Source organism: Arthrobacter rhizophilus, from assembly GCF_026241105.1.
Lineage (GTDB): Bacteria > Actinomycetota > Actinomycetes > Actinomycetales > Micrococcaceae > Arthrobacter.
Genome location: NZ_JAPFFT010000018.1, coordinates 35,748 through 57,253, shown reverse-complemented (window position 1 = coordinate 57,253; position 21,506 = coordinate 35,748). Strand labels below are relative to the sequence as shown.

The window sequence follows — 21,506 nt, the reverse complement described above, 5'->3', positions numbered from 1 at the left end:
AGCGTCATGCTGTCGGAATAACTGTGACGGCCCCGGCCACCCTGCAATAATCGGAACCAGTTGCCTCACTCGTGTTGCACGTGGGGCGGTATGCACCTTCGGACGAATCACATTGCAGACGAGGCGGACATGACCAACACTCCCATCCAGCAGGACACCGTGACCCAGCCAACAACGGGCAATCTGGACGCCGCCACCGACGAAGAACTGCTTCACCGGCTCGCGGACGCTCATGGCGTCGGGACATCTTTCCACGGTTGGGATGGGCTGCAGCACAACGTTTCGCCAACCACCTTGATCCAAGTACTGGCCGCCCTGGGGGTAGCAGCGGATTCCAACAGTCAGATCGAGGCTGCCCTTGTGGAAGCCGAACTGGCGCCGTGGCGGCGGACGCTGCCGCCCGCCGTCGTCGTCCAAGAGGGAACGACGGCGGCTGTACACGTGCACGTCCGCGACGGTTCGCCGGCGCGCCTGACGATCTCGCTCGAGAACGGGACGGAACTCGCGGCCGCCCAACAGGAGGACTGGGCGCCGCCGCGTGACGTAGACGGCGTGCCCACCGGCCGTGCCACGTTTGAGGTGCCCGCCGGTTTGCCGCTCGGTTGGCATTCGCTCACGGCTGAGTCCGACGGCGTGACGGCCACCGCCACGCTCGCCGTGGTTCCGGTCAAATTGCAGACGGCGGCACAGCTCGAGGAACGGCGCGGCTGGGGACTCGCCACGCAGCTGTACTCGGTACGCTCCAAGCGCTCGTGGGGCATCGGAGACTTCGCGGACCTGGCGGATTTGGCGTCTTTGGCCGGCGCACGTGGGGCCGACTACGTCCTGGTGAATCCCCTGCATGCTGCGGATCCTGTGCCGCCGGTCCAAGCGTCGCCGTATTCTCCCTCAACCAGGCGATTCTTCAACCCGCTCTACATCCGCGTGGAAGCCATTCCCGAATTGGCATATGTGAAGGCCCGGAAGCGCGCCACGGTGGATCGGCTGTTGGATCACGTCCATGCGCTCAACAAGGACGCGGAACGGCTCGACCGGGACCAGATCTTCGCCGCCAAGCTCGCTGCCCTGGAACTCCTTCACACGGTCAAGCTTTCTCCGGCCCGGCAGCGCTCCTTCGAGGAATTCTGCCGTGAGGCCGGCCCGGGCTTGGACGATTTTGCGCTTTGGTGCGCCATCCGCGAGGACCGATCGCCGGACGACCCCTTCTGGCAGGACCCCACCGCCACGCTCGGCTCGCCCAAAGTTGAGTCGATGCGTCAGGCTTTGGCCGATCGGATTGGTTTCCACCGTTGGCTTCAGTGGATCTGTGATGAGCAGCTCGAATCGGCCCAGGCCGCGGCGAAGCGTTCCGGCATGCGGCTGGGAGTGGTCCACGATCTCGCCGTCGGCGCGGACCTCAGCAGCGCCGATGCCTGGACTTTGCGCAGCAGCTTCGCGCCGGGAGTCAGCGTGGGCGCACCGCCGGACATGTACAACCAGCTCGGCCAGAACTGGAACCAGCCGCCGTGGCACCCAGTCCGTTTGGCCGAGGCGGGCTACGCGCCTTTGCGCGCGATGCTCTCCACCGTCCTTCGCCACGCGGGCGGAATCCGTGTGGACCACATCCTTGGGCTGTTCCGCTTGTGGTGGGTGCCCGCCGGCAACTCCGCTCGCGACGGCGCCTACGTCCGCTACGACCACGAGGCCCTCATCGGCATCCTGGCCCTTGAAGCCCACCGTGCCGGCGCTGTGGTCATCGGCGAAGACTTGGGCGTCTTCGAACCTTGGGTTCGGGACTACCTTGCGGCGCGCGGCATCTTGGGCACATCGATCCTGTGGTTCGAGTACGACGGCGACTCGCCCCTGCCGCCCGAACTGTACCGAACGCAGGCCCTCGCGAGCGTCAACACCCACGACCTGCCGCCGACCGCCGGGTATCTCGCCGGCGACCACGTGGAACTCCGAGGCCAGCTGGGCTTGCTTGAACGAAGCGTGGCCGAGGAACGGGCCGAGCACGAGGCCACCTTGGACAAGATGATGGGGTTGCTGCGCGAACGCGGCCTGCTGCCTCCCCGCGGCGGCGGAGCCGACGGAGCTCCGACGCTTGGGGAGGAACAGGTCATCGAGGCGTTGCATCGGCTGCTGGCACACGCACCTTCAGTGTTGTTGGGCGTTGCGCTGGTGGATGCCGTGGGGGAACGGAGGGTGCAGAATCAGCCGGGCACGACCTCCGAGGTCTATCCCAACTGGCAGGTGCCACTAGCCGACGAACGCGGCCGTGCGGTGCTGATTGATGACCTCGACGCGAATCCGCGGTTCAATTCCTTGCTGGCGGCTGTTGACGAGGCAGTGCGGGGCTAGTCACCACCATCGAGTCGTGAGGTCTCGCCCCTTTGGGCGCGCGAAAGGGGCGAGACCTCACGTGTGGATTAGCCGGGTTAGTGCGCCGCGACCAAGGCCGTCGGCGAGCCCGTTGCCAACTGGTCCAGGACCTCGCCCGGGATGCCGGTGGCGGGGTCCAGTGCGAACGTGGTGACTTGGTTGGAACGCTCGTGCGCCACGTGGAGCCAGCCGTCGCGGACCAGATGGTGGCGGGGCCAGGCTCCTCCGCTGGGCACGTCAGCTACGGGGCGGAGCCGGGTTCCGCTGCCTTCGACGGCCAGCACCGAGATCCGGTTGGAGCCGCGGATGCCCGTGTAGACGAAGCGATTGTTCGGGGACAGCGCGATTTCGGCGGCTGCATCGCCGTCGGAAGCGCCGCCGGCCGTCGCAGGACCGCGACTGTGGAGCACAAAGCGGCCGTCCGCGCCGGGGAGCAGCAGCGCCACTTCGATGGAGTACTCGGTCACGATGAATACGGCATCCGCGGAGGGGTGCTGGACCAAGTGCCGCGGGCCGCTGCCCATAGGGAGAGCGACTTGGTGGTCGGGGAGCAAGCCGGTGTCGGGGAAGTAGTTCCACACCCGCACGAGGTCGAAGCCGAGGTCCGTGGTCATGATCCGGCCGTCGTTGAGCATGAGGCTCGCGTGGGCGCGGCTCACCCGTGTGCCGCCCGTGGCGATGTCGATGCCGCCGTCGACGCCCGCGTGCGGATCCTTCGCCGGTGGAGCGGCAAAGCGCGAGGTGATGCCGCCGTCGTCGTCGAGCCCGTAGAGCAGAACGTTGCCATCACCCCAGCAGGCAACCACGATGAAGCGGCCGTCCGGGTCCACGGCGACGTGGCAGGCGGCGGCGCCCGCGGGCCAGGCTTCGCCCAGAGGCTCGAGGCCGAAGGGCCCAGTCCTTCGGTACGCGCGGACCGTTTGAGCGGCCTCGGCTACCGCATAGACCACGGGCAGGGTGGGGTGTACGGCAAGGAACGACGGCGACGGCGCTTCGACGGCGGTGCCCAGCCAACTAACGCTTCCGTAATCACCGGCGGCAATGGCACCAATGCCCGTTCCGTTCCCGTTGCTGTCGGCTGTGTAGGAGCCCGCCCAGGTGAGCGTTCCGTCGATGTTTTCTGCCATGCCGTCCTCAGTGTTGGTGATGGAGTAAACCTGCGTCAGTGTCCTTGCACGTCCGAGTCGACGCCGGCGTCGGCACCAGCGTCCAACGTGGCGATCGCCGACATGTCTTCATGGTCCAAGGCAAAGCCGAACACGTCGAGGTTTTCCTTCATGCGCAGCGGATTAGCGGACTTCGGGATGGCCACGAGACCTTCCTGGACGTGCCAGCGCAGCACAACCTGTCCGGGGGTCTTTCCGTGTTTCCGCGCGATCGCGGCCAGGACCGGAGCATTCAGGAGATCCCGCCCGGCTCCCAACGGGCTGTACGACTCCGTTGCGATGCCGTGGTTGCCGTTGAAGGCCCGCTCGTCGATCCGCGTGATGGATGGTGAGATCTGGATTTGGTTGACGGCAGGCACCACCGAGGTTTCCTCCAGAAGCCGCTCGAGGTGCGAGGGCTTGAAGTTGGACACACCGATCGATCGCGCCTTCCCCTCGGCCTGGAGCCGCTCGAAAGTCTCCCAGGTGGAGATGAACTCGTTCCGTTGGGGGAGCGGCCAATGGATCAGCAAGAGGTCCACGTAGTCCAGCCCGAGGCGTTTGAGGGAGCTCTCAAGCCCATCCACGGCGCGATCGCGGCCTTGGTAGGTGCCGTCCAGCTTGGTGGTGATGAACAGTTCCTCGCGCGGGATGCCGCAGTCCCGCACGCCTTGCCCGACGCCGGCCTCGTTACCGTAGCGGTAGGCCGTGTCGACATGCCGGTAGCCAAGTTCGACGGCGGACACCACCGCCGCGGCTACCTCGGCGTCGTCGAGCGGCCAGGTTCCGAGGCCGATCTGCGGAATGGCGTTGCCGTCATTGAGCCTGACGGTCGGAGCAAGTGCCATGGTCCTGTCCTTTCGGTTCCTAAATCGGCCTCCGTGCCCATTGGACCAGTTGGTCACTGAGTTTCATGAAGTCCTGGTCCACGTGCTTGATGCCTGGATGTTCATCATGCCACCGGACGATCTCCCGCGCGCCTGCGGCGAACGGGATTTCTGCCCGATACCAAGGCACCAGGGTTTTGACCTTGGTGTTGTCGAACACCACGGAGTGGGACCTGTCCCCCAGAAGCCCGGGCCCAAGCTCCGGGTAGTGCGCGGCAATGGTCTCCGAGGCGATGTGCACCAGTTCGGGTTCCGGGGCCCCTGCTGCCGTGGCGAAGAGCCGGTAGACCTGGTCCCAGGGGAGCGCTTCGTCCGAGGTGATGGTGTAGCTTTCCCCCACAGCCTGCGGCCGGCCGAGGAGTCCCACGAAGGCCACCGCAAAGTCATCCGTGTGGGTGAGGGTCCATAGCGAGGTACCGTCACCGTGGACGATCACCGGCAGCCCCTCCCGCATGCGATGGATGTCCGTCCAACCGCCCAGCAAGGCGATCCGAGCGCGGTCATAGGTATGCGAGGGCCGGACGATGGTGACGGGGAATCCCTCTTCCCGATAGGCCCGCACGAGGAGGTCCTCGCACGCGATCTTGTCCTGCGAGTACTTCCAGAACGGGTTTCTTAACGGGGTCGACTCAAGGATCGGCAAGTGGGCGGGCGGCTTTTGGTAGGCCGACGCCGAGCTGATGAACACGTACTGACCGGTCCGGCCCCGGAACAGCTCGATCGCGGCCGAGACGTGCTCTGGGGTGAAAGAGATGAAGTCCGCGACGACGTCGAACTCGCGTCCGTTCAGCACCTCCGACACCTCGGCGGCGTTGCGGATATCGGCCCGGAGCAGTTCGGTTTCTGCCGGTAGGGCCCTGTCCGAGGTCAGTCCGCGGTTGAGGACCGTGAGCCGGTGACCCAGCGCGACGGCGAGCTTCGCCGCCGCCGCGCTGATGGTCCCGGTCCCGCCGATGAACAGCAGGCGCAATGGGGCTGAAGTCACCACGCGTAGTCTTCCGGCGCGGTCCGGTGGCCCGGGAAGATGTCGTCGAGCCGCTTGAGCGCATCGGCGTCGAGGGTGACATCCAAAGCCCTGATGGCAGCGTCCAACTGCTCCTGCGTGCGCGGACCCACGATCGGTGCGGTCACGGCCGGCTGGTGCAGCAACCAGGCCAGCGCCACATCGCCCGGCTCGTGGCCAAGGTCGTCGGCGAGGTCCTCATACTGGCGGATCTGCTCTTCGTGCTTTTTCAGGGTCTCGGCCGCACGCCCCTCAAGGCGCCGGACGCCGTCGCGCTCTTTCTTCAGAACCCCGCCCAACAGCCCGCCGTGAAGCGGCGACCACGGGATCAGCCCGAGGCCGTACTGCTGGGCCGCCGGGATGACCTCCAGTTCGACGTTGCGGGTGAGCAGGTTGTAGATGGACTGCTCGCTCACGAGTCCGTTGTAGCTGCGCCGCGCCGCCGCTTCCTGGGCCTGGGCGATGTGCCAGCCGGCGAAGTTGCTGCTGCCGGAATACAGGATTTTGCCCTGCTGGACAGCAACCTCGATAGCCTGCCAGATCTCGTCCCACGGCGTGTTCCGGTCCACGTGGTGGAACTGGTAAACGTCGATGTAGTCGGTTTGCAGTCGCTTCAGGCTGGCGTCCAAGGCTCGACGGATGTTGAGGGCGGACAGCTTGGACTCGTTGGGGCGTTCCGTCATCGTGCCGTAGAGCTTGGTGGCCAGGACGACGCGTTCGCGGCGCTCGCCGCCCTTGGCAAACCAGCGGCCGATGATTTCCTCGGTCCAGCCGCGGTTGTCGTGGCCGCCGTAGACGTTGGCCGTGTCGAAGAAGTTGATGCCGGAGTCCAGGGCGGAATCCATAATTGCGTGGGCGGCGGATTCCTCCGTCTGCGGGCCGAAGTTCATGGTTCCGAGGCACAGGCGGGAGACGCTAAGGCCTGAGCGGCCCAAGTGGGTGTACTGCATGGTTTGGGTTCCTTACGCTGTGGTGGGTTTTGTTCCTGGTGAGCGTTTTACATCTGGCTGAAGGACGCGACGGCGGGGTCGGCACCGAGGCGGGCACCGGCGTCGAGCGCGCTGATTGCTGCCAGTTCCTCCGGGGTGAGCTGCAACGATGCGGCTGCGAGGTTCTGGCGGATCCGCTCCGGGTGGACGGACTTGGGGATGACGATGTTGCCGGTTCCGAGGTGCCAGGCCAGCACGATCTGCGCCGGGGTGGCCCGATGCTTTTCGGCAAGGTCCGTGACCGTGGCAGACCCCAGGTCCGCTCCCTGGCCAAGCGGGCTATAGGCCTCGACTGCAATCCCGTGCGAGCGGCTCTTCGCCGCCAGCTCTCGCTGCTGGAACGTCGGGTGCAGTTCGATCTGGTTGACGGCGGGTACGACGTCGGCGGTCGCCAGAAGCGTGTCGAGGTGATCGGGCAGGAAGTTGGAGACGCCGATTGCCCGGGCGCCGCCGTCGGCGTGGATCTTTTCCAGTGCCTTCCACGCGTCCACGAAGAGGCCTTGGGACGGCACCGGCCAGTGGATCAAGTAGAGGTCGATGACGTCGAGGCCAAGTTCGCGACGGCTGTGGTTGAACGCTGATGCTGCCCGGCCTTGCTCGCCGTTGCGGAGTTTGGTGGTGATGAAGAGTTCTTCCCGGGAGATGCCGGAGGCCTTGATCGCGGCACCGACGCCGGATTCGTTCCGGTACGCCGCGGCTGTGTCGATGTGCCTGTATCCGGCTTCAAGGGCGTCCTCCACGGCCTTCTGGGTTTCGGCAGGCGGGACCTGGAAGACGCCGAAGCCGAGCTGCGGGATGGTGACCGAGTTGTTCAGGACGAGCCCGGGAACGGTTGAATTCTGAGCGTTGGACATGTCCGGCCCTTTCGTCTCTGTTGGGTGGATTGCCTGACTGGCTTTCTCGAGCCTATGCACTTTCGGCACAACAATCAGTAGTTTTGCCGCCCCCTGTTTTTCCTAGGACTCGCAGTCCTACCCTTGGCCGTAGAAACGGATCCTCCGGAAGGGAAGAATGGGGGCATGGGTCAAAGCGCCGAGTTTGGAAGATTCCTCAAAGCCATGCGTGCCCGGATGTCGCCGGAGGATGCAGGGTTGCCGGAAGCGTCCAGCGCGCGCCGCGTCCCCGGGCTGCGCAGGGAAGAGATCGCCCACTTGGCCGATGTCAGCACCGACTACTACACACGCCTCGAACAGGGCCGCCACATCCATCCTTCCCGGGCGGTCCTTGAATCAGTGTCGCGGGCTCTTCGCCTGGACTCGAGCGAGCACACGCACATGATGGACCTCCTAGAGCACTGTGCGGAGAGCGCCAAAGCACCGGCTCCCACTACGCGTGTGCGGCCCGCGCTGCGCCAACTCCTGGATGCTGTGGGCGACGTTCCCGCGCTCTTGCTCGGCCGGCGGAGCGACGTCCTTGGCGCCAACGGCATGGCGGTTTTGCTGTTTGCCGATTTCCCCGCCATGCCTCCCGCCGAGCGAAACCTCACGCGTTGGCTGATCCTGGATCCACAGGCGCGGGAACTGTTCCGGGACTGGAAGACCGTGGCCGCGGAAGCTGCTGGATCCCTGCGGGCGGACACCGGACGCCACCCTGATGATCCCCAAGCCAACCAGTTGGTGGGCGAGCTCGCTGTCAATAGCGAACATTTCCGCCAATGGTGGGCAGGGCATCGCGTGGCGGCCCGTTCGGCAGGCACCGTCCGCTTGCATCACCCCGCAGTTGGGGACATTGAGCTCAACTTCGAGAATCTGGCCCTGCCGCAGGACCCGGACCAAGTCCTGCGCGTCTATTCCGCAAAGGCGGGTTCGCCGTCGGACGATGCGCTCAAGCTGCTGGGCAGCTTTGGTGCGGGAACGGCGCTTGGTGCGGGAACGGCGACGAGCCCGGAGCTCTCCGAGCGGCAGGCGACAAGCGGGGGCTGAGGGGTTTCAGCAAAATGTGCTCCATGTCACTGTGCTGCTGCATAGTGAATTGGCATGATTCTGTCTATGTGCCCATTGGGCGGCCCTTGTATGGCGTTCTAGGCTGAATCCAGACCTTTTCGCATATCAAGGATGGAATTCAACGATGAAACGCATCGCGCTGCTGCGGGAACGGGTAGCCACCGCCGGGTCCGCGGGATCCACAGGCTCGCATTGCCCGGCATCCGGTCAGTGGAGCCCTGAAGGCGAACCCCACGTCGTGCACACCTTTTTCGAGGGCCACGTCTTCCCGTCCCACAATGGCGCGGCAACAGTGTGGCATCGCCAGTACCTGCTCGCTGAATCCCGATGAGTCCCGAAACCATAGGGGCTTGGGGTCCAAGCCACTTCACGACGTCGGCCCAGCGGCCCGCTGGAGCGTCACTGAACCTGCCGCCGTCGAAGTGGTCCGAACTCACCCGCGGCGAGACCGTTTGGATCTACGAAGAGAAGTGGGGCTTCGACGCTGGGCTGGTGGACGAAGTTTCGTCCGACCACGAATTCCTGTGGATCGAATTTGCCGGCCGTGGCCGGCGACTCCTCTGTGGCGGTGACCCCGTCCAAGTCTGGACCCGCGGGTGAGTCCAGCCTCGCAACTGATGGCCGTCAGCCTTTCCACAGAAAGGCTGACGGCCATCGTCGTTTTGGTCTTTGTAGGGCCTAACGCTCTCGGTTTCTAACGCTCCAAGCGGAAGCCAAGCTTGATAGTTACCTGCCAGTCGCCAACGGCGCCCTCGCTTAGGTGGCCGCGGATTTCCTTCACCTCGAACCAGTCGAGATTGCGGAGGGTCTGGCTGGCAGCCGCGATCCCGTTCTTGATGGCGGCGTCGACGCCTTCGGACGAGGTTCCAACAATTTCGGAAACGCTATATGTGTGGTCAGCCATTCTTGCTCCTCATGATCGTCCTTGATGCCTGAACTGCGGGCCTGGCAGGCCGTGAAAGCAGACTAGCCGACGCAGGGCCGGGGGACTAGGGGTCGGTCCCTGCCGACGCTCGCTCACCTATGGCTTGTCCCCGGCGCACGCTCGCTCACGTATGAGGCCGGATGGCCGAACGCTCGCTCAAGTGATCTGCGGGAGCAGCCAGTCCTTCTTGAAACTGGCTGCTCCCACTGCGGATTTGTTCCCCGGTTGGCAGCGGCTTCGGACGTCACATGTGAAGGGAGGCTGCTTCTTCGAGGTTCTGGCCCTTGGTCTCGGGAGCCATGAAGTAGCTGACTGCTGCGCCGATGAGTGCGATGCCCGCCGCGATCCACATGGTCCCGGAGAGACCGAGATGTGTCAGTGCTAGCGGAGTAGCGAACGTGCCGATGGCGGCTCCAACCCTGCTGGTTCCCGTGCAAAGGCCGACGGCGGTCGCCCGGACTTTGGTCGGGAAGAGTTCGTTGGGGTAGATCCATTCGAGAATTGAAGGTCCGCCGTTGAAGATCGCGTAGAAGGCGAAGGCCAGAGCGATCAGGGCGAGCGGTGCGTTCGGGAACACTGCGAGGAAAAGGAGCCCGACGCCGGAGAGGACGAAGCCCCAAATCAGGACTGGCCGCCGGCCGAGTTTGTCCACGACCAGGAGAGCGACGATGTTGCCAACGAGGAAGAACAGGTTGATCAGTCCGTAGCCGATGTTCGCCTCGTCACCAGACTGGAGGTTGAACAGCGCGAGGATCTGTGGACCGAAGGCGTAGATCGAGAACAGCGTGACGATGGTGCAAGTCCAGAAAATTGAGATGAAGACGACTCGATTCAGATAGCCGCCGGTCAGCACCAGCCGGAAGGCTTTCGCGGTGCTGAGCTTGGCGGCGTTCGGATCGTGTGCCGTGATTCCGTCCAGCGTCGCGCCCTCGCCGATGGTCTTCTTGAGGATATCGAGGGCTTCCTCGTGACGGCCCTTCCCGACGAGCCAATGGGGAGATTCAGGGATGGTGGCCCTTGCGATGAGGATCAGCAGTGCGGGAACGGCAGAGGACAGCAACATCCATCGCCACCCGTCCTCGAAGGACAGAAGCCAATAACCGATGAAGGCGGCTACTGTCGCCCCGACAAACCACATGGCATTGAGGCCGCCAAGGAGGCGGGCACGCCAATTCTTTGGGACAAATTCTGCGACGAGAGCGGTTGCGATGGGATAGTCGGCGCCCACCGCGATGCCGATCATGAGCCGCAGGACGAACAGCTGCCACGGTTCCTGAACGAAAAACTGGGCGATGGAGAACACGATGATGGCAATGAGGTCGATCGTGTACATAAGTTTGCGCCCGATTTTGTCGGTCAGGTTTCCGAAGATCAAGCCGCCGAGGAAGACGCCGATCAGCGCTGAGGCGCCGATGAGACCGTTCCACCAGTCATTCATATGCCAGGCGGGAATGACTTGCACCAAAGCGATGCCGATGATGGCGAGGATATATCCGTCGAGGAACGGACCCCCTGAACTGAAAAGGGTAAGGCGTTTGTGGAACGAATTGAGTGGCGCCGAGTCAAGGGTAACCTCGGTGGTTTTGGTTGGGAGGAGCATGATGGTTCCGATCCGGGAAGGGGATAGCGTCATTGGATACCCCAGCAGATCCGTACGTTCATACGGTCACGCTGTTGTTGTTGCGATGGCATCGACTTCGATGCGCTTCTCGCCCCTGAACCTCGCTACCTGAACGGTGGTGCGGGGAGGCAGAGGGTAGCCGCTGAGCCTTGTGAGATAGGCGGCGTTGTACTGATCAAACTCGTCGAGGTCGGCCAGGAAAACGGTGAGTTTGAGAAGATGTGAGAGACTCGACCCCGCGCGATTGAGGGCCGCTTCCAGGTTGTCGAAAGCCTGGATAACCTGGCCAGGCATGTCAGCTGGTACGGTTCCGTCGTCGCGGGACGGTACTTGGCCGCACATGAAGACGAGACCGCCGATTGCTGCGGAGGCGGAGTAAGGCCGGGGATTGCCGTCTGTGAACTGGGTTCTCACTATGGTATTCATGTGTCCGGCACCAGGAATTTCCGGGACAACTGGTACATCTTCTGCCATTCTTGTTCGCTGACTTTCAGGGGCTTGGTGGGAATGGAACTTGTCTTCGGATCTAGGGGAGAAGTAGTTGGCAGCACGATGATGCTCGTCATCTCTCCGTCTTGATGTCCGTCGGGAAGCGAATTGATCACTCTGTGGGGAGGCTCCTGACTGGTGATGACTCCTTGGCCGGTGAGGGTCCGGTATTCAATTCGGGCAGTTTCCCCTTTTTCGGTGCCTGCCGTGGATGTGGCCAGAATGATTGTCCTTTGCAACGAAGCTGAGCGCCGGATCAGCAGGTCGTTCCAGAGCTGGGCTGGGATGCAAGGACTGCTGGTTCGAGCCGCGGAGATTTCGTCCGCGCCGGAGTCCAAGGCACAGTCCATGAGCTGCAGGGCTGTGCGCAGCCCGGGTTGGCGGGTGGTGACGAGGTCCGTCAGGTTTCCGCAGTCCCAGAAGGCGGGGGCCGCCGTCGCGGGCTGGGACGGTGTTTCCCAGTCCGCGTCGATCAATGCCTTGAGCTGACCGAGTCCGTTGTGGTTGTCGGATTCCGCGCGGAGAATCGCGAAGGCCCCCTCCTGGGCTTCGGCGGGGTCCGCGCCTGCCGCACAAAGAGCCCTGTAGGCTGCCTCCTTGATTTCGCGTGGTTGGATGGAAATCGTCCGGGCCGGTGGGCCGGCTTCGTGTGCCGTCTGGGCGATGGTGTCAGACATGCGCGTGTTCCTTCGTGGTGTCCATGACTTCGGTGAATAGCCGGCTCCAGTTGCCACCCATGACAGCGCCGATGGTGTCGTCGGTCAGGCCGGCCGACGACAAACCCTCCGTGAGCCGGGGGAAATCCAGGGGACCGCTGAACCAGTTCGGCCACACCGGCCAAGTGGGAGCGTCTTCTGGATGAAGGGGCTGCCACCGGCCATTGCGGAGCCAGCCGACAAATTCCTGGTTCCAGCCTCTTGTGCAGTCACTTCCGATACCAATGCTGGCGGGGCCGTACAAGTCGACCATTCGCGAGACCATGCTGCAGAAACTTTCGAGGGTGACCTGCTCCCCGCCGCTGACAGTCGGGTACAGGCAGCAACCGATGACACCGCCCCGCTCGACGAGGGGCTGGATGACCTCGTGGGGCTTGTTGCGGGGTGTGTCATAGAACCAGAGAGGGTTGGAATGGGTGATGGAGACCGGGACCGATGAGGCCTCGATGGCTTCACGACTGGTCCTGTACCCTACGTGCGAAAGGTCGATGAGCATTCCCACCCGATTCATCTCCTCCACAACTACGCGGCCATACCGGGTGAGGCCGGCATCGTTGGACTCAAAGCACCCGCCACCGAGAAGGTTTTGGTTGTTGTAAGTCAGTTGGGCTATCCGGACGCCGAGCCGATGGAAGAGCTCCACGTTTCGGTAGTCATCTTCGAAAGGGCTTGTGTTCTGGAATCCCAGGAACACGGCAATTCTGTTCTGCCGCTTCGCTTTGTCGATGTCCTCCCCGCTTTCTGCAAGGAACACAAGATCCTTGTTGCGGTTCGCGAGTTCCAGCCACTGGCCTACCGACCGGAGGGTATCGGCGGCGTTTTCCCAGACGGCGCAGGTGGCGTTGACGGCGCTGACGCCGCCAGTGCGAAGTTCCTCCAGGACAGAACGGTCCCAATTGCTGATCTGGAGTCCATCGACGACGGTAAGCCGCTCATGAAGACTCATCGTGCCGGCTCCTTCGGTGCGGTGGGGAAGAGCCAATCATCGGCGTCGGTGCCGTGGTTGATGTCCACTACCCGGGGAGCTCCGCTGAACAGCGTGACGCGTAGCCAGTCGGTGGATTGGGGGCTGAAGTTGTTCATCCCGTACGTGGCCAGCTGAAAACGTTGGGTGCTCAAGGGCAGGAACTCGGCGTCAATGAGGTTGTCCCGCAGTTCTCCGTAGTAGTAAGGCCGGGTTTGCTGAATACGGGCTGCGGCAAAGCGGTGCCCGGGGTGGGCCAGGAGAAACTCCGTGATGCTGCGGTGTGCCGGAAACCTTTCCAGGTCTTCCGTGAGGGCGCTGATCCGGCGAGCGATGTCAGTGCAGTGTTCCACTGTGCCAGGGTGGCGATCAGCGCGTAGTGCCCGACGGGGTTCTTCATTGGCTTCGGAGGAGAACCAGTAGTAGCTTGCGCGTTCCGGATCCGCGAAGTCGTAGGCGCGGACCCAGCCATAATTCGTGTCGAGCAACTGCTTCAGCTCCCAGCAGTGCATCGCAGTGTCGAACCATGTGGCGTCGGGAACTGTGAGGAGGGCCTCCGCGGCATCGTCAAAGTCTGAGCGCAGTTCAATGACGATGGAGGCGAAGAGTCCACGGGCTTCCGGGCTGAGGGCCGTCGCGAGGTCGTGGAGGCGATCGAGCACTCGGGCAGGCTCGGACCCGGTGGAAATGTGTGTCTGCAACTCCGCCAGGAGTTGTTGTAGTTGGGGCCTAATCGCTTCGGTGGGCAGGAACGGGGCAGTTTCGAGTGCGTGTTTCTCTGCAAGGTAGCGGTCCGCCTGTCTGAGCAGTTCCGCAACGCGTGCGAGATCAGGATGGTTGGGGCGATAGTCCTGGCCGAGACCTGCGGCGAGTGGAACCTCCCGCAACCGGCACCACACGTCCAGATAGCCGGGATGGTTGATAACGAAGGGCACCATGCCCAGGCCAGTTGCGTTGCCCAGTCCCAGATACTTGCCCCACTCGGCGTCGAGGGAGGCGGCTGTCGTGCCGCGTTGCAAGGCCTTTTCGCGGGCGACGTGCTCCACCATGTCCATACTGAGCTCGCGCAGCAGCCAGGCGGTGAGCATTTGGGAGCGGTATGGGACGGCTAGCGGGTGGTCCGCAGGGAAGTCGGAGAACTCCTTCAGGCCGAATTTTCCGTTGCCGTAGAACGCGGTGCTTCGAATGAGGTACGGGCTGGGCCCGATGAAACCGACATCTGGCTGGTCGCCGGCGGCCAGGCAATCGCTGACGTAGTCGAAGAAGCGGGCACTGCGATTGGCCCTCGTAAGGATGATCGTGTCAGGGTCAACGCGGCCACGTTCCTGGATAGGGACATTGCGCCGCAAGTCCGCTTCCCGTTCCGGGTTGAGATCGCCGTCGATGAGGGCGGCCGTGACGTCCCAAGCATCAGCGATAACACGATCCGTGCGTTCGCTTTCATCCAAAGTGCGGGAAAAGGCGATGAAGCTCAGCTTCCGGCCTTCGGCATCCACGGTGTAGACCGCCGTACCGCAGCCCTCGGCGTCGAATTCGAGGCGGGTCCTGGTTACGGACCATCTCCGGGCTGCTGCGCGACGGAGGAAGGTGCGGGCGAAGCTGTGACGTGTGGCCCAGGCTCCGTTCATGTCGGTGCCGGAGAGAACCTCGTGCGGGGGCCGTAGCTTGGGTACGACTCGGTGGTCCTGAAGTGTCATGATCATGCCTTTTCGGGCGCGAGGCGCAGGTAGGCAGTCTTTTCATGTGTGAAGAAGGCTGCGGCGGCTTCACTGTTCTGTTCACGGGGCCCGGCGAATGTTGAATCTTTCATTCCGCCGAATGGTGCGTGCAGTTCCGATCCAGTGGACGGCGCATTGATCTTCACCAGCCCGGCGTCCAGATAGGTGACGCATTTTCGGGCAGCACGTTCATCGCTTGTGAAGACCGCAGCTGTCAGCCCGAAGTCGGTGCTGTTCGCCAACGCGATAGCATCATCCAGGGTGGAAGCCCGCAGGACTGTCACAACGGGTCCGAACACCTCTTCATGGCAGATAGTCAAAGATGCCGGCCCGGTCAGGACAGTGGGCGGAACATAGCATCCGTCCGAGTCCGGAACCGCGGCCTGGGCAATGATCTGCCCGCCTTCGGAGAGGGCTTGGCTGATCGCAGATGTGATCTCGTCCCGTGCCGAAGCCGACACAACCGGGCCAATCTGCACCGATGGATCCGTGCCCGGGCCCACAGCCAGGGCAGCGACCTTCTCCGTCAACCTTTTAAGGAATTCCTCATGCCCGTCGCCGACGAGAATAATCCGGCGGGTTGCGGTGCATTTCTGGCCGGTAGACCCCATGGCTGCGTTGACCGCACTGCTGGCGGCCAGTTCCGGGTCGGCGTCAGGGAGAACGAGCGTCGCATTGTGCCCTCCGAGTTCCATTTGAAGCTTCGCGCCGCGACCACAGACGATAGAGCGGATCTGGTGGCCCACGGGGACGGACCCCGTGAATGTCACCCCGGCGATCTTCGGATGCGAGACGAGTTCAGAACCGAGCGAACCTGGTCCTAGGAGTAGGTTCGCGACGCCCGCGGGAACGCCTGCTTTCGCAAGGATGTCCATCAGGAGGACAGAGACGCCGGGGGTGTTGCTTGCAGACTTCCAAACCACCGTGTTTCCATGCAGCAAGGCTGGAGCGATTTTCCAGGCCGGGATCTGCAAGGGGAAATTCCATGGCGTGATTACACCGATGATGCCTAAAGGCCTACGGACTGTAACGATGCGCTCGTCAAGGTGGCTGGAAGGGTATTCAGTGCCGACCGGGTTACGAGCAGAGCCGGCGTGGTAGTCAAACGTGTCAGCCGAGGCGTCGACCTCCATCCGCGATTCTGCCAGTGTCTTGCCGTGCTCTGCCGTCATCGTCCTAGCGATCTCTTCGGCCCGTTCGCGGATCAGCCGCGCCGCAGCTGACAGGATGCGACCCCTGGCCAGAATTCCGAGCCGGTCCCAAGCTGGCGCAGCCTCAGTTGCGGCTTGCATTGCCTTTGCCAGATCCTCGGAACCTGCTTGACGGTATGCGGTAACCGCTTCGGTCGGCGCTGCCGGGTTGAAACGGTAGGTGATGGCCCCGGCGCCTTCTACCCAGGCGCCGTTGATGAAGCTACTGGCGGGCTCGGTCATTACGGGCATTCTCTAACCTCTTGCTGCTTGTTGATGTGTGACTGTCCTCACGATCAACGGTAGACCTCGCGGCCCGGCCACTGAAGTATCTATTTGACGAACATCAATATCTGTTTAGTCTTGTTCCATGAACCTTCGACGCCTTGAACTGTTCGTCGCGGTGGCCGAGGAATTGCATTTCAATCGCGCTGCTGAGCGCCTGCATATGGCGCAGCCTCCCCTCAGCCAACAGATTCGAAAACTCGAAGAGGAATGCAAAGTGCAGCTCTTCGTGCGCAATTCGCGCAATGTCCAGCTCACCGCTGATGGCGAACTGCTTTTGACCCATGCCAGGAAAGTCCTGACCCAATACGAAGCAATGGCCGCGGCCCTGCGTCAGGCACGAAACGGCGAAATCGGACGGCTTCGGCTGGGCTTCGTCTCGTCGGCCGCAATTTCGGCAATCCCACCTGTCGTCAGGTACCTCCGGTCCGAGTGGCCAGGTATCGAACTTGATCTCAGGGAAGTAACCACGGATGAGCAGATGGACCTCATCGCCGCGGGAAACCTGGACGCTGGAATCGCGAGGGAGGTCAGGGCTGGTCCTGGCATATCCCAGACCCTTCTGCGGAATGAGCCCCTGGTAGTTGCGGTGGCCGTGGATCATCGGCTGGCCGCCCGCTCCTCGGTGAGTTTGGGAGAATTGGCGGGGGAGAAGTTCATCGCCTTCCCGAGAAACCGCATCTCGCGGCTGTTCGACCACATCGCCGCGCTACTCCATTCCTCAGACGTAGAGTTCGACATCGCTCAGGAGGCGGTTCAGTTCCCCACAATCCTGGGCCTCGTGGCTGCGAGGCTCGGCGTCGCGGTTGTTCCCGATTCCCTCAAGGCATTTGCTATTCCCGGCCTGACTTACCTGGACATCGAGGACTCGAATGCCATATCGAAGGTCAGTTTGATCTGCAGCGCAGAGATGTCGGAGTCGCCCCTTGTGAGCAAACTCAGGGCAGCCTGCCTCGACGGGCTCATGTGAGTAACTTTTGGATTGAAGGGTCCGCCCTCCGGTTGGAACCCCCCGGCCGATACTTGCTCACCTATCAGGTCAAAGTACGGGACGACTTCATGATCTGCAGGAGGGTTGGGGAATCGGCCCATATAGGTGCAGGAGGGTTGGGGAATCGGCCTGCATATGTGAGCGGGCGTTCAGGGAACTTACGCCTCCAGGACGTACGTCTTGAGGTCGTCCAGGGTTTGCTGCATGTGCGCGTCCATGGCCTCGCGGGCGCGGGGAGAGTCTCCGGCTTCGAGGGCTTTCAGGATGGCCCGGTGATGTCCGATCGCGTGCCGCTGGATGTCGGGGATTTGCGAGGTCTGGGTGCGCCGGGCTTCCAAGACGCGGTGCAGGGGTTCGAAGAGCACGGCCACGAACACGTTGCCGGAAGCATGCAGGATGACATCGTGGAACCCGAGGTCCGCCTCGACGAACGCGCTCACATCATTGGAATCGTGGGCTTTCTGCATGGCGGACACATGAACCTGCAGCTGGTCGATTTCCTCGGGGGAGACCCGTGAGGCGGCGAGTTCGCAGGCGCCGGTCTCGAGCATGCGCCGCAGCTCGATGAGCTGGACGGCCGCTGCGGCGTCGTTCTTTCCTTCCGAAACCGCACGCAATACCGCTTCAAGGGAAGCCCAGCGGTTCAGGGGATTGACGAACGTTCCCCGGCCACGCTCGACGCTCAGGATTCGCTGCGCCTCGAGGGTTTTCATCGCCTCGCGCACGGTCATGCGGCTGACCTCATGCTTTGCGCTCAACTCAAGTTCGCCGGGAACCACAGTGCCCGGCGGAAATTCGCCCGCGACGATGCGGTCCAGTAGCTCGTCAGCTACGACGCCGACCAGCGACTTGCGTGCCATGGTGCTCCGTTCTTAGATGTCTGACATCTTACGCCGAGGGTTGCCGGCTTTCGTCCCAAAACGCGCCGAGCGCCACCGCACAAGCATGCGGCTGCTCCCAATGGAGGCTGTGCCCGGCGTTCGGGATGGCCGCCAGCCTTCGCATGGGACTGGCCGCTACGAAGGCTTCCGCCTGGTCCAGCGAGCGTAAGCGGTCCCCGACGCCGGCAATCACTAGGGTCGGCACGGTCACCTTTTCGGGGACATCCGCAGCCACGCCCGCCATTGCCGCGAGGCCGCTAGGCCCCAGAACCTCAAACGGGAGCTCGAATCCGCGGCTCAGCAGCCGTTCGTCCTCCGTAAGCAACGCCCCAAACCAGGCTTTCATGCATTTAGCGCGCGTCGCGTCGTCAATGAAGCCTTGGCCGAGCTGGGATTCGAGCATCGACTTGAAGGCATCGTTCGGCGGGGCCGGCACCATGCCGATCAGGGCCACACTCGCCACCAACTCCGGATGCTTTGCGGCCAGTGTCAGCGCCACGCTGCCGCCCATGGAGTGGCCCGCGATGTGGACCGGCGAGGGGTTCCGGGCGGCGATGGCCGCAACGGAAGCCGCCGCCGACTCAAGCGTCCACTCGAAGCCCGGAGGCAATGCATCGCCGCGGTGATACCCAGGCAAATCGACGATCCACACTGAACGCCCGGCGTCGAGCAATTCGGCGGCGAGCGGCTCCCAATAAGCGGACGTCGAGGCCCAGCCGTGCAGCAACAGGACGGGAGGCTGGGACTGGAGGGCCGGCGTCGTGATGGCGGCCGTTGGATGGCGCATGTCCACGTGCAGCGCCGCGACGGCGGGAGGCTCTTGAAGCATGCGCCAAGCATAGTGACGACTGACACTTGCACAGCCGAAAGTGGGTGTGTCACACTAGCATTCAAATATTAGATGTCTGACATCTTACATTTACGTTCAGAACCAGAGATTTCCCACGACGGAGTGCACAGTGACCCTTGAAGCCGATGTTCTGGCCGCCTTCCCGGCTGAAGTCCAGATCCCCGCGCAGCTGGTTGCCGACGCCGTAGCAGCGTCTTCCGCAAACTCGCCCCGCGTCCTGGTAGTCCTCGACGACGACCCCACGGGCACCCAGTCAGTCGCCAACCTGCCGGTTCTTACCCGCTGGGAGGTCGCCGATTTCGCGTGGGCGTTCGCCCACATCGCGGAAAGCAAGTCCCAGCCCGCGGTGTACGTGCTGACCAACACCCGCAGCCTGGACCCGGTTGAGGCCGCTGCCCGCAACGAGGAAATCGTCCGCAACGCCGTCGCCGCAGCCGCCAAGGATGTTCGCCTCGGATTTGTCAGCCGCTCCGATTCCACCCTCCGCGGCCACTATCCGCTGGAACCGAACGTCATTGCAGCCACCGTCGCCGACGTGACCGGAGAAGCGACCGACGGCGTCGTGATAGTCCCGGCGTTTCCCGACGCGGGACGGGTCACCATTGGCGGCGTGCACTACATGCGCGGCACCGGGGACGACGCCGGCAAGCTCACCCCGGTTGCCGAGACCGAGTTCGCCAAGGATGCGAGCTTCGGGTTCGCCAACTCCGAGATGGCCAAATATGTGGAGGAAAAGTCGCAGGGCCGCTTCCCGGCCAGCGATGTGATCGTCCTCGACCTGAACATCATCCGCGCCGGCGCTGCCGCTGCGAACGGATCCGCCGGAGATCCCGAGCTCTCCGCGAAGGCCATCGCCGATGCCATCGAACCGGCTACCAAATCCACGCCGATCGTCGCGGACATTGTCACCGAGAACGACCTCCGTGCACTCGCCCTTGGACTCGAAGAGGCCGAACGCCGCGGCAAGAAGCTGCTTTACCGCGTCGGCCCGCCGTTCGTCCGCGGCCGCATCGGCCAGGAAATCCGCGAGGCACTCAGCGGCGAGGAAGCCTACGAAGGCAACACTCCCTCCACAGCCGGGGGCCTCATTGTTGTTGGCTCCCATGTCGGCCTCACCACGCGCCAGCTCAACGTCCTGACCGCCCAGCACAGAGCTGCCCGCATCGTCGAGATCGACGTCGAGAGGCTTCTCGTCGGCGGCGCGGAAGCCTATCTCGACGAAACGGTCGCCGCCGTCGTCGACGCCCTCCACAGCGGCGACGTGATTGTCCACACGAGCCGCCTGCTCATCAAGACCGACGACGCCGCGGCGAGCCTGCAGATTGCCCGCACCGTCTCTGCCGCCGTCGTGGCGATCGTGAACCGGACGCTCAAGGCCTTCCCGCCGCGCTTCGTCATCGCCAAGGGTGGGATCACGTCCTCGGATGTGGCCGCGCACGGCCTGGAAATCCGCCACGCGATTGTTCGCGGCCCTATGCTGCCCGGCATCGTCTCCCTGTGGGAGCCGGTGGACGGACCCGCGAAGGGCATCCCGTACATCGTCTTCGCCGGCAACGTGGGCGATGACGAATCCCTGGCGCAGGTCACGCGCAAGCTCAGCAACACTTTCTAACACTGAATTCAATGGAGAACACCATGACCAGCAACTACACCGTCGCCGTCCTCGGCCTTGGCGCCATGGGCCTGCCGATGGCCACCCGCCTGGCAACCCAGCTGACTGTCCACGGCTTCGACATCGCCGAATCGAGGCTGAAGCTCGCCGCCGACGCCGGAATCCGCACCTTCGCTTCGGCCCGTGAAGCGTCGGAAGGCGCCGATGCCCTGCTCCTTGCCGTGCGCAACGGCGAACAGCTCGACGACGTCCTCTTCGGCGCCAACGGCGTCGCGCCGGTGCTCAAGCCGGGCGCCGTCGTGATCCTCGGCAGCACTGTCGGTACTGAAGCGATTCCGGCCACTGTGGCCCGCCTGGCGGAGTACGGCGTCGAACTCGTTGACGCGCCCCTTTCCGGCGGCCCCAAGCGTGCCGGCGAGGGCGACCTCCTGATCGTGGTTGGCGCGACGCCGGCCGCCCGCGAAAAAGCACGCCCCGCGCTGGAACTGTTGGCCTCCACCCTGAGCATCGTGGGCGACAAACCCGGTGACGGCCAGGCTCTGAAGACCGTCAACCAGCTCCTCTGCGGTGTCCACATCGCCGCTGCCGCCGAGGCAATGGCACTCGCTGACGCCCTCGGATTGGATCAGGCGAAGACCCTCGCCGCCCTGGAAGCAGGTGCCGCCGGCTCGTTCATGCTGTCCAACCGCGGCCCCCGAATCCTCGAGGCATACAACGAGGAAGGCGCCGAGGTCCTCAGCCGCCTGGATATCTTCGTCAAGGACATGGGCATCGTCGGCAAGGCCACCCGCGCCGCCGGCCTGGCCGCACCCGTTGCCGCCGCTGCCGAACAGCTCTACCTCCTCGGCCAGGCCCAAGGCCTCGCCGCCGCCGACGACTCCGCAGTTATCAAGGTCGTCGCGCCCACCAGGCGCTCAAACTAACCCCTCCCGAAAC

21 protein-coding genes are annotated in these 21,506 nt (G+C 63.6%); 7 read left to right on the top strand and 14 right to left on the bottom strand.

Going from position 1 to position 21,506, the window contains the following annotated elements:
* Positions 1–129: 129 nt before the first annotated feature.
* On the top strand, positions 130–2,340 hold the full coding sequence (gene malQ, locus OOZ51_RS15265; RefSeq protein ID WP_265980641.1) for a 4-alpha-glucanotransferase: 2,211 nt from the start codon (positions 130–132) through the stop codon (positions 2,338–2,340).
* 77 nt (positions 2,341–2,417) lie between these two features.
* On the opposite strand, the gene OOZ51_RS15260 is transcribed toward malQ, so the two are convergent.
* Genes OOZ51_RS15260 through OOZ51_RS15240 form a run of 5 tightly spaced genes read right to left on the bottom strand, consistent with a single transcriptional unit; the run spans position 2,418 to position 7,239 of the window.
* Positions 2,418–3,488 carry a lactonase family protein gene (locus tag OOZ51_RS15260; RefSeq protein ID WP_265980640.1) on the bottom strand — a complete coding sequence of 357 codons (1,071 nt, stop codon included), beginning with the start codon at positions 3,486–3,488 and terminating at the stop codon, positions 2,418–2,420.
* A gap of 35 nt (positions 3,489–3,523) precedes the next feature.
* Entirely contained in the window at positions 3,524–4,354 is an 831-nt protein-coding gene (locus OOZ51_RS15255; protein WP_265980639.1) for an aldo/keto reductase, read from the bottom strand.
* Positions 4,355–4,373: 19 nt separating this feature from the next.
* Complete coding sequence (locus OOZ51_RS15250) at positions 4,374–5,378, bottom strand: NAD-dependent epimerase/dehydratase family protein (protein ID WP_265980638.1); 1,005 nt, start codon at positions 5,376–5,378, stop codon at positions 4,374–4,376.
* Positions 5,375–6,346 carry an aldo/keto reductase gene (locus tag OOZ51_RS15245; protein WP_265980637.1) on the bottom strand — a complete coding sequence of 324 codons (972 nt, stop codon included), beginning with the start codon at positions 6,344–6,346 and terminating at the stop codon, positions 5,375–5,377. The genes OOZ51_RS15250 and OOZ51_RS15245 overlap by 4 nt, the downstream gene beginning before the upstream one ends.
* Before the next feature lie 47 nt (positions 6,347–6,393).
* Entirely contained in the window at positions 6,394–7,239 is an 846-nt protein-coding gene (locus OOZ51_RS15240; RefSeq protein WP_265980636.1) for an aldo/keto reductase, read from the bottom strand.
* Positions 7,240–7,404: 165 nt separating this feature from the next.
* Between OOZ51_RS15240 and OOZ51_RS15235 the strand changes: the two genes are divergently transcribed.
* The 3 genes from OOZ51_RS15235 (at position 7,405) to OOZ51_RS15225 (ending at position 8,928) form a co-directional block, all read left to right on the top strand.
* Positions 7,405–8,307: a helix-turn-helix transcriptional regulator gene (locus OOZ51_RS15235; protein ID WP_265980635.1), complete on the top strand. Its 903-nt coding sequence runs from the start codon at positions 7,405–7,407 to the stop codon at positions 8,305–8,307.
* Positions 8,308–8,452: 145 nt separating this feature from the next.
* Entirely contained in the window at positions 8,453–8,659 is a 207-nt protein-coding gene (locus OOZ51_RS15230; protein WP_265980634.1) for a hypothetical protein, read from the top strand.
* Complete coding sequence (locus tag OOZ51_RS15225) at positions 8,656–8,928, top strand: hypothetical protein (RefSeq protein ID WP_265980633.1); 273 nt, start codon at positions 8,656–8,658, stop codon at positions 8,926–8,928. Before OOZ51_RS15230 ends, OOZ51_RS15225 begins: the two co-directional genes overlap by 4 nt.
* A 94-nt stretch (positions 8,929–9,022) precedes the next feature.
* Here OOZ51_RS15225 and OOZ51_RS15220 read toward each other — a convergent pair whose 3' ends face one another.
* The 7 genes from OOZ51_RS15220 to OOZ51_RS15190 all read right to left on the bottom strand — a co-directional run bounded on the left by OOZ51_RS15220 (position 9,023) and on the right by OOZ51_RS15190 (position 16,194).
* Positions 9,023–9,232 (bottom strand): dodecin, encoded by a 210-nt coding sequence (locus OOZ51_RS15220; protein WP_265980632.1) that lies wholly within the window; start codon positions 9,230–9,232, stop codon positions 9,023–9,025.
* Positions 9,233–9,497: 265 nt separating this feature from the next.
* The gene (locus OOZ51_RS15215) at positions 9,498–10,886 is read right to left on the bottom strand and encodes an MFS transporter (protein ID WP_265980631.1); all 1,389 of its coding nucleotides are present in this window, start codon (positions 10,884–10,886) and stop codon (positions 9,498–9,500) included.
* Between the two features lie 33 nt (positions 10,887–10,919).
* A complete protein-coding gene (locus OOZ51_RS15210; protein WP_265980630.1) occupies positions 10,920–11,288 on the bottom strand; it encodes a RidA family protein in 369 nt (122 codons plus the stop codon).
* 8 nt (positions 11,289–11,296) lie between these two features.
* Complete coding sequence (locus OOZ51_RS15205) at positions 11,297–12,040, bottom strand: hypothetical protein (protein WP_265980629.1); 744 nt, start codon at positions 12,038–12,040, stop codon at positions 11,297–11,299.
* Entirely contained in the window at positions 12,033–13,025 is a 993-nt protein-coding gene (locus tag OOZ51_RS15200) for a membrane dipeptidase (RefSeq protein ID WP_265980628.1), read from the bottom strand. The genes OOZ51_RS15205 and OOZ51_RS15200 overlap by 8 nt, the downstream gene beginning before the upstream one ends.
* Complete coding sequence (locus tag OOZ51_RS15195; RefSeq protein ID WP_265980627.1) at positions 13,022–14,740, bottom strand: hypothetical protein; 1,719 nt, start codon at positions 14,738–14,740, stop codon at positions 13,022–13,024. Before OOZ51_RS15195 ends, OOZ51_RS15200 begins: the two co-directional genes overlap by 4 nt.
* A gap of 2 nt (positions 14,741–14,742) precedes the next feature.
* Positions 14,743–16,194 carry an aldehyde dehydrogenase family protein gene (locus OOZ51_RS15190; protein ID WP_265980626.1) on the bottom strand — a complete coding sequence of 484 codons (1,452 nt, stop codon included), beginning with the start codon at positions 16,192–16,194 and terminating at the stop codon, positions 14,743–14,745.
* 127 nt (positions 16,195–16,321) lie between these two features.
* Between OOZ51_RS15190 and OOZ51_RS15185 the strand changes: the two genes are divergently transcribed.
* Positions 16,322–17,206 carry a LysR family transcriptional regulator gene (locus tag OOZ51_RS15185; RefSeq protein WP_265980625.1) on the top strand — a complete coding sequence of 295 codons (885 nt, stop codon included), beginning with the start codon at positions 16,322–16,324 and terminating at the stop codon, positions 17,204–17,206.
* A gap of 179 nt (positions 17,207–17,385) precedes the next feature.
* Here the strand turns inward: OOZ51_RS15185 and OOZ51_RS15180 are convergent, their stop codons facing one another.
* Positions 17,386–18,087, bottom strand: a complete 702-nt coding sequence (locus OOZ51_RS15180; RefSeq protein WP_265980624.1) for a FadR/GntR family transcriptional regulator — start codon at positions 18,085–18,087, stop codon at positions 17,386–17,388.
* 28 nt (positions 18,088–18,115) lie between these two features.
* Positions 18,116–18,937: an alpha/beta fold hydrolase gene (locus OOZ51_RS15175; RefSeq protein ID WP_265980623.1), complete on the bottom strand. Its 822-nt coding sequence runs from the start codon at positions 18,935–18,937 to the stop codon at positions 18,116–18,118.
* 130 nt (positions 18,938–19,067) lie between these two features.
* Between OOZ51_RS15175 and OOZ51_RS15170 the strand changes: the two genes are divergently transcribed.
* Positions 19,068–20,570 (top strand): four-carbon acid sugar kinase family protein, encoded by a 1,503-nt coding sequence (locus OOZ51_RS15170; RefSeq protein ID WP_265980622.1) that lies wholly within the window; start codon positions 19,068–19,070, stop codon positions 20,568–20,570.
* A 23-nt stretch (positions 20,571–20,593) separates the two neighbouring features.
* Positions 20,594–21,493, top strand: a complete 900-nt coding sequence (locus OOZ51_RS15165; protein ID WP_265980621.1) for an NAD(P)-dependent oxidoreductase — start codon at positions 20,594–20,596, stop codon at positions 21,491–21,493.
* Positions 21,494–21,506: the final 13 nt, after the last annotated feature.

Excerpts from the sequence above, each read along its gene's own strand:
- malQ (WP_265980641.1), top strand. The coding sequence starts at position 130 with ATGACCAACACTCCCATCCAGCAGGACACCGTGACCCAGCCAACAACG.
- OOZ51_RS15260 (WP_265980640.1), bottom strand. The coding sequence starts at position 3,488 with ATGGCAGAAAACATCGACGGAACGCTCACCTGGGCGGGCTCCTACACA.
- OOZ51_RS15255 (WP_265980639.1), bottom strand. The coding sequence starts at position 4,354 with ATGGCACTTGCTCCGACCGTCAGGCTCAATGACGGCAACGCCATTCCG.
- OOZ51_RS15245 (WP_265980637.1), bottom strand. The coding sequence starts at position 6,346 with ATGCAGTACACCCACTTGGGCCGCTCAGGCCTTAGCGTCTCCCGCCTG.
- OOZ51_RS15240 (WP_265980636.1), bottom strand. The coding sequence starts at position 7,239 with ATGTCCAACGCTCAGAATTCAACCGTTCCCGGGCTCGTCCTGAACAAC.
- OOZ51_RS15235 (WP_265980635.1), top strand. The coding sequence starts at position 7,405 with ATGGGTCAAAGCGCCGAGTTTGGAAGATTCCTCAAAGCCATGCGTGCC.
- OOZ51_RS15230 (WP_265980634.1), top strand. The coding sequence starts at position 8,453 with ATGAAACGCATCGCGCTGCTGCGGGAACGGGTAGCCACCGCCGGGTCC.
- OOZ51_RS15225 (WP_265980633.1), top strand. The coding sequence starts at position 8,656 with ATGAGTCCCGAAACCATAGGGGCTTGGGGTCCAAGCCACTTCACGACG.
- OOZ51_RS15220 (WP_265980632.1), bottom strand. The coding sequence starts at position 9,232 with ATGGCTGACCACACATATAGCGTTTCCGAAATTGTTGGAACCTCGTCC.
- OOZ51_RS15215 (WP_265980631.1), bottom strand. The coding sequence starts at position 10,886 with ATGACGCTATCCCCTTCCCGGATCGGAACCATCATGCTCCTCCCAACC.
- OOZ51_RS15205 (WP_265980629.1), bottom strand. The coding sequence starts at position 12,040 with ATGTCTGACACCATCGCCCAGACGGCACACGAAGCCGGCCCACCGGCC.
- OOZ51_RS15200 (WP_265980628.1), bottom strand. The coding sequence starts at position 13,025 with ATGAGTCTTCATGAGCGGCTTACCGTCGTCGATGGACTCCAGATCAGC.
- OOZ51_RS15195 (WP_265980627.1), bottom strand. The coding sequence starts at position 14,740 with ATGACACTTCAGGACCACCGAGTCGTACCCAAGCTACGGCCCCCGCAC.
- OOZ51_RS15190 (WP_265980626.1), bottom strand. The coding sequence starts at position 16,194 with ATGACCGAGCCCGCCAGTAGCTTCATCAACGGCGCCTGGGTAGAAGGC.
- OOZ51_RS15185 (WP_265980625.1), top strand. The coding sequence starts at position 16,322 with ATGAACCTTCGACGCCTTGAACTGTTCGTCGCGGTGGCCGAGGAATTG.
- OOZ51_RS15180 (WP_265980624.1), bottom strand. The coding sequence starts at position 18,087 with ATGGCACGCAAGTCGCTGGTCGGCGTCGTAGCTGACGAGCTACTGGAC.
- OOZ51_RS15175 (WP_265980623.1), bottom strand. The coding sequence starts at position 18,937 with ATGCTTCAAGAGCCTCCCGCCGTCGCGGCGCTGCACGTGGACATGCGC.
- OOZ51_RS15165 (WP_265980621.1), top strand. The coding sequence starts at position 20,594 with ATGACCAGCAACTACACCGTCGCCGTCCTCGGCCTTGGCGCCATGGGC.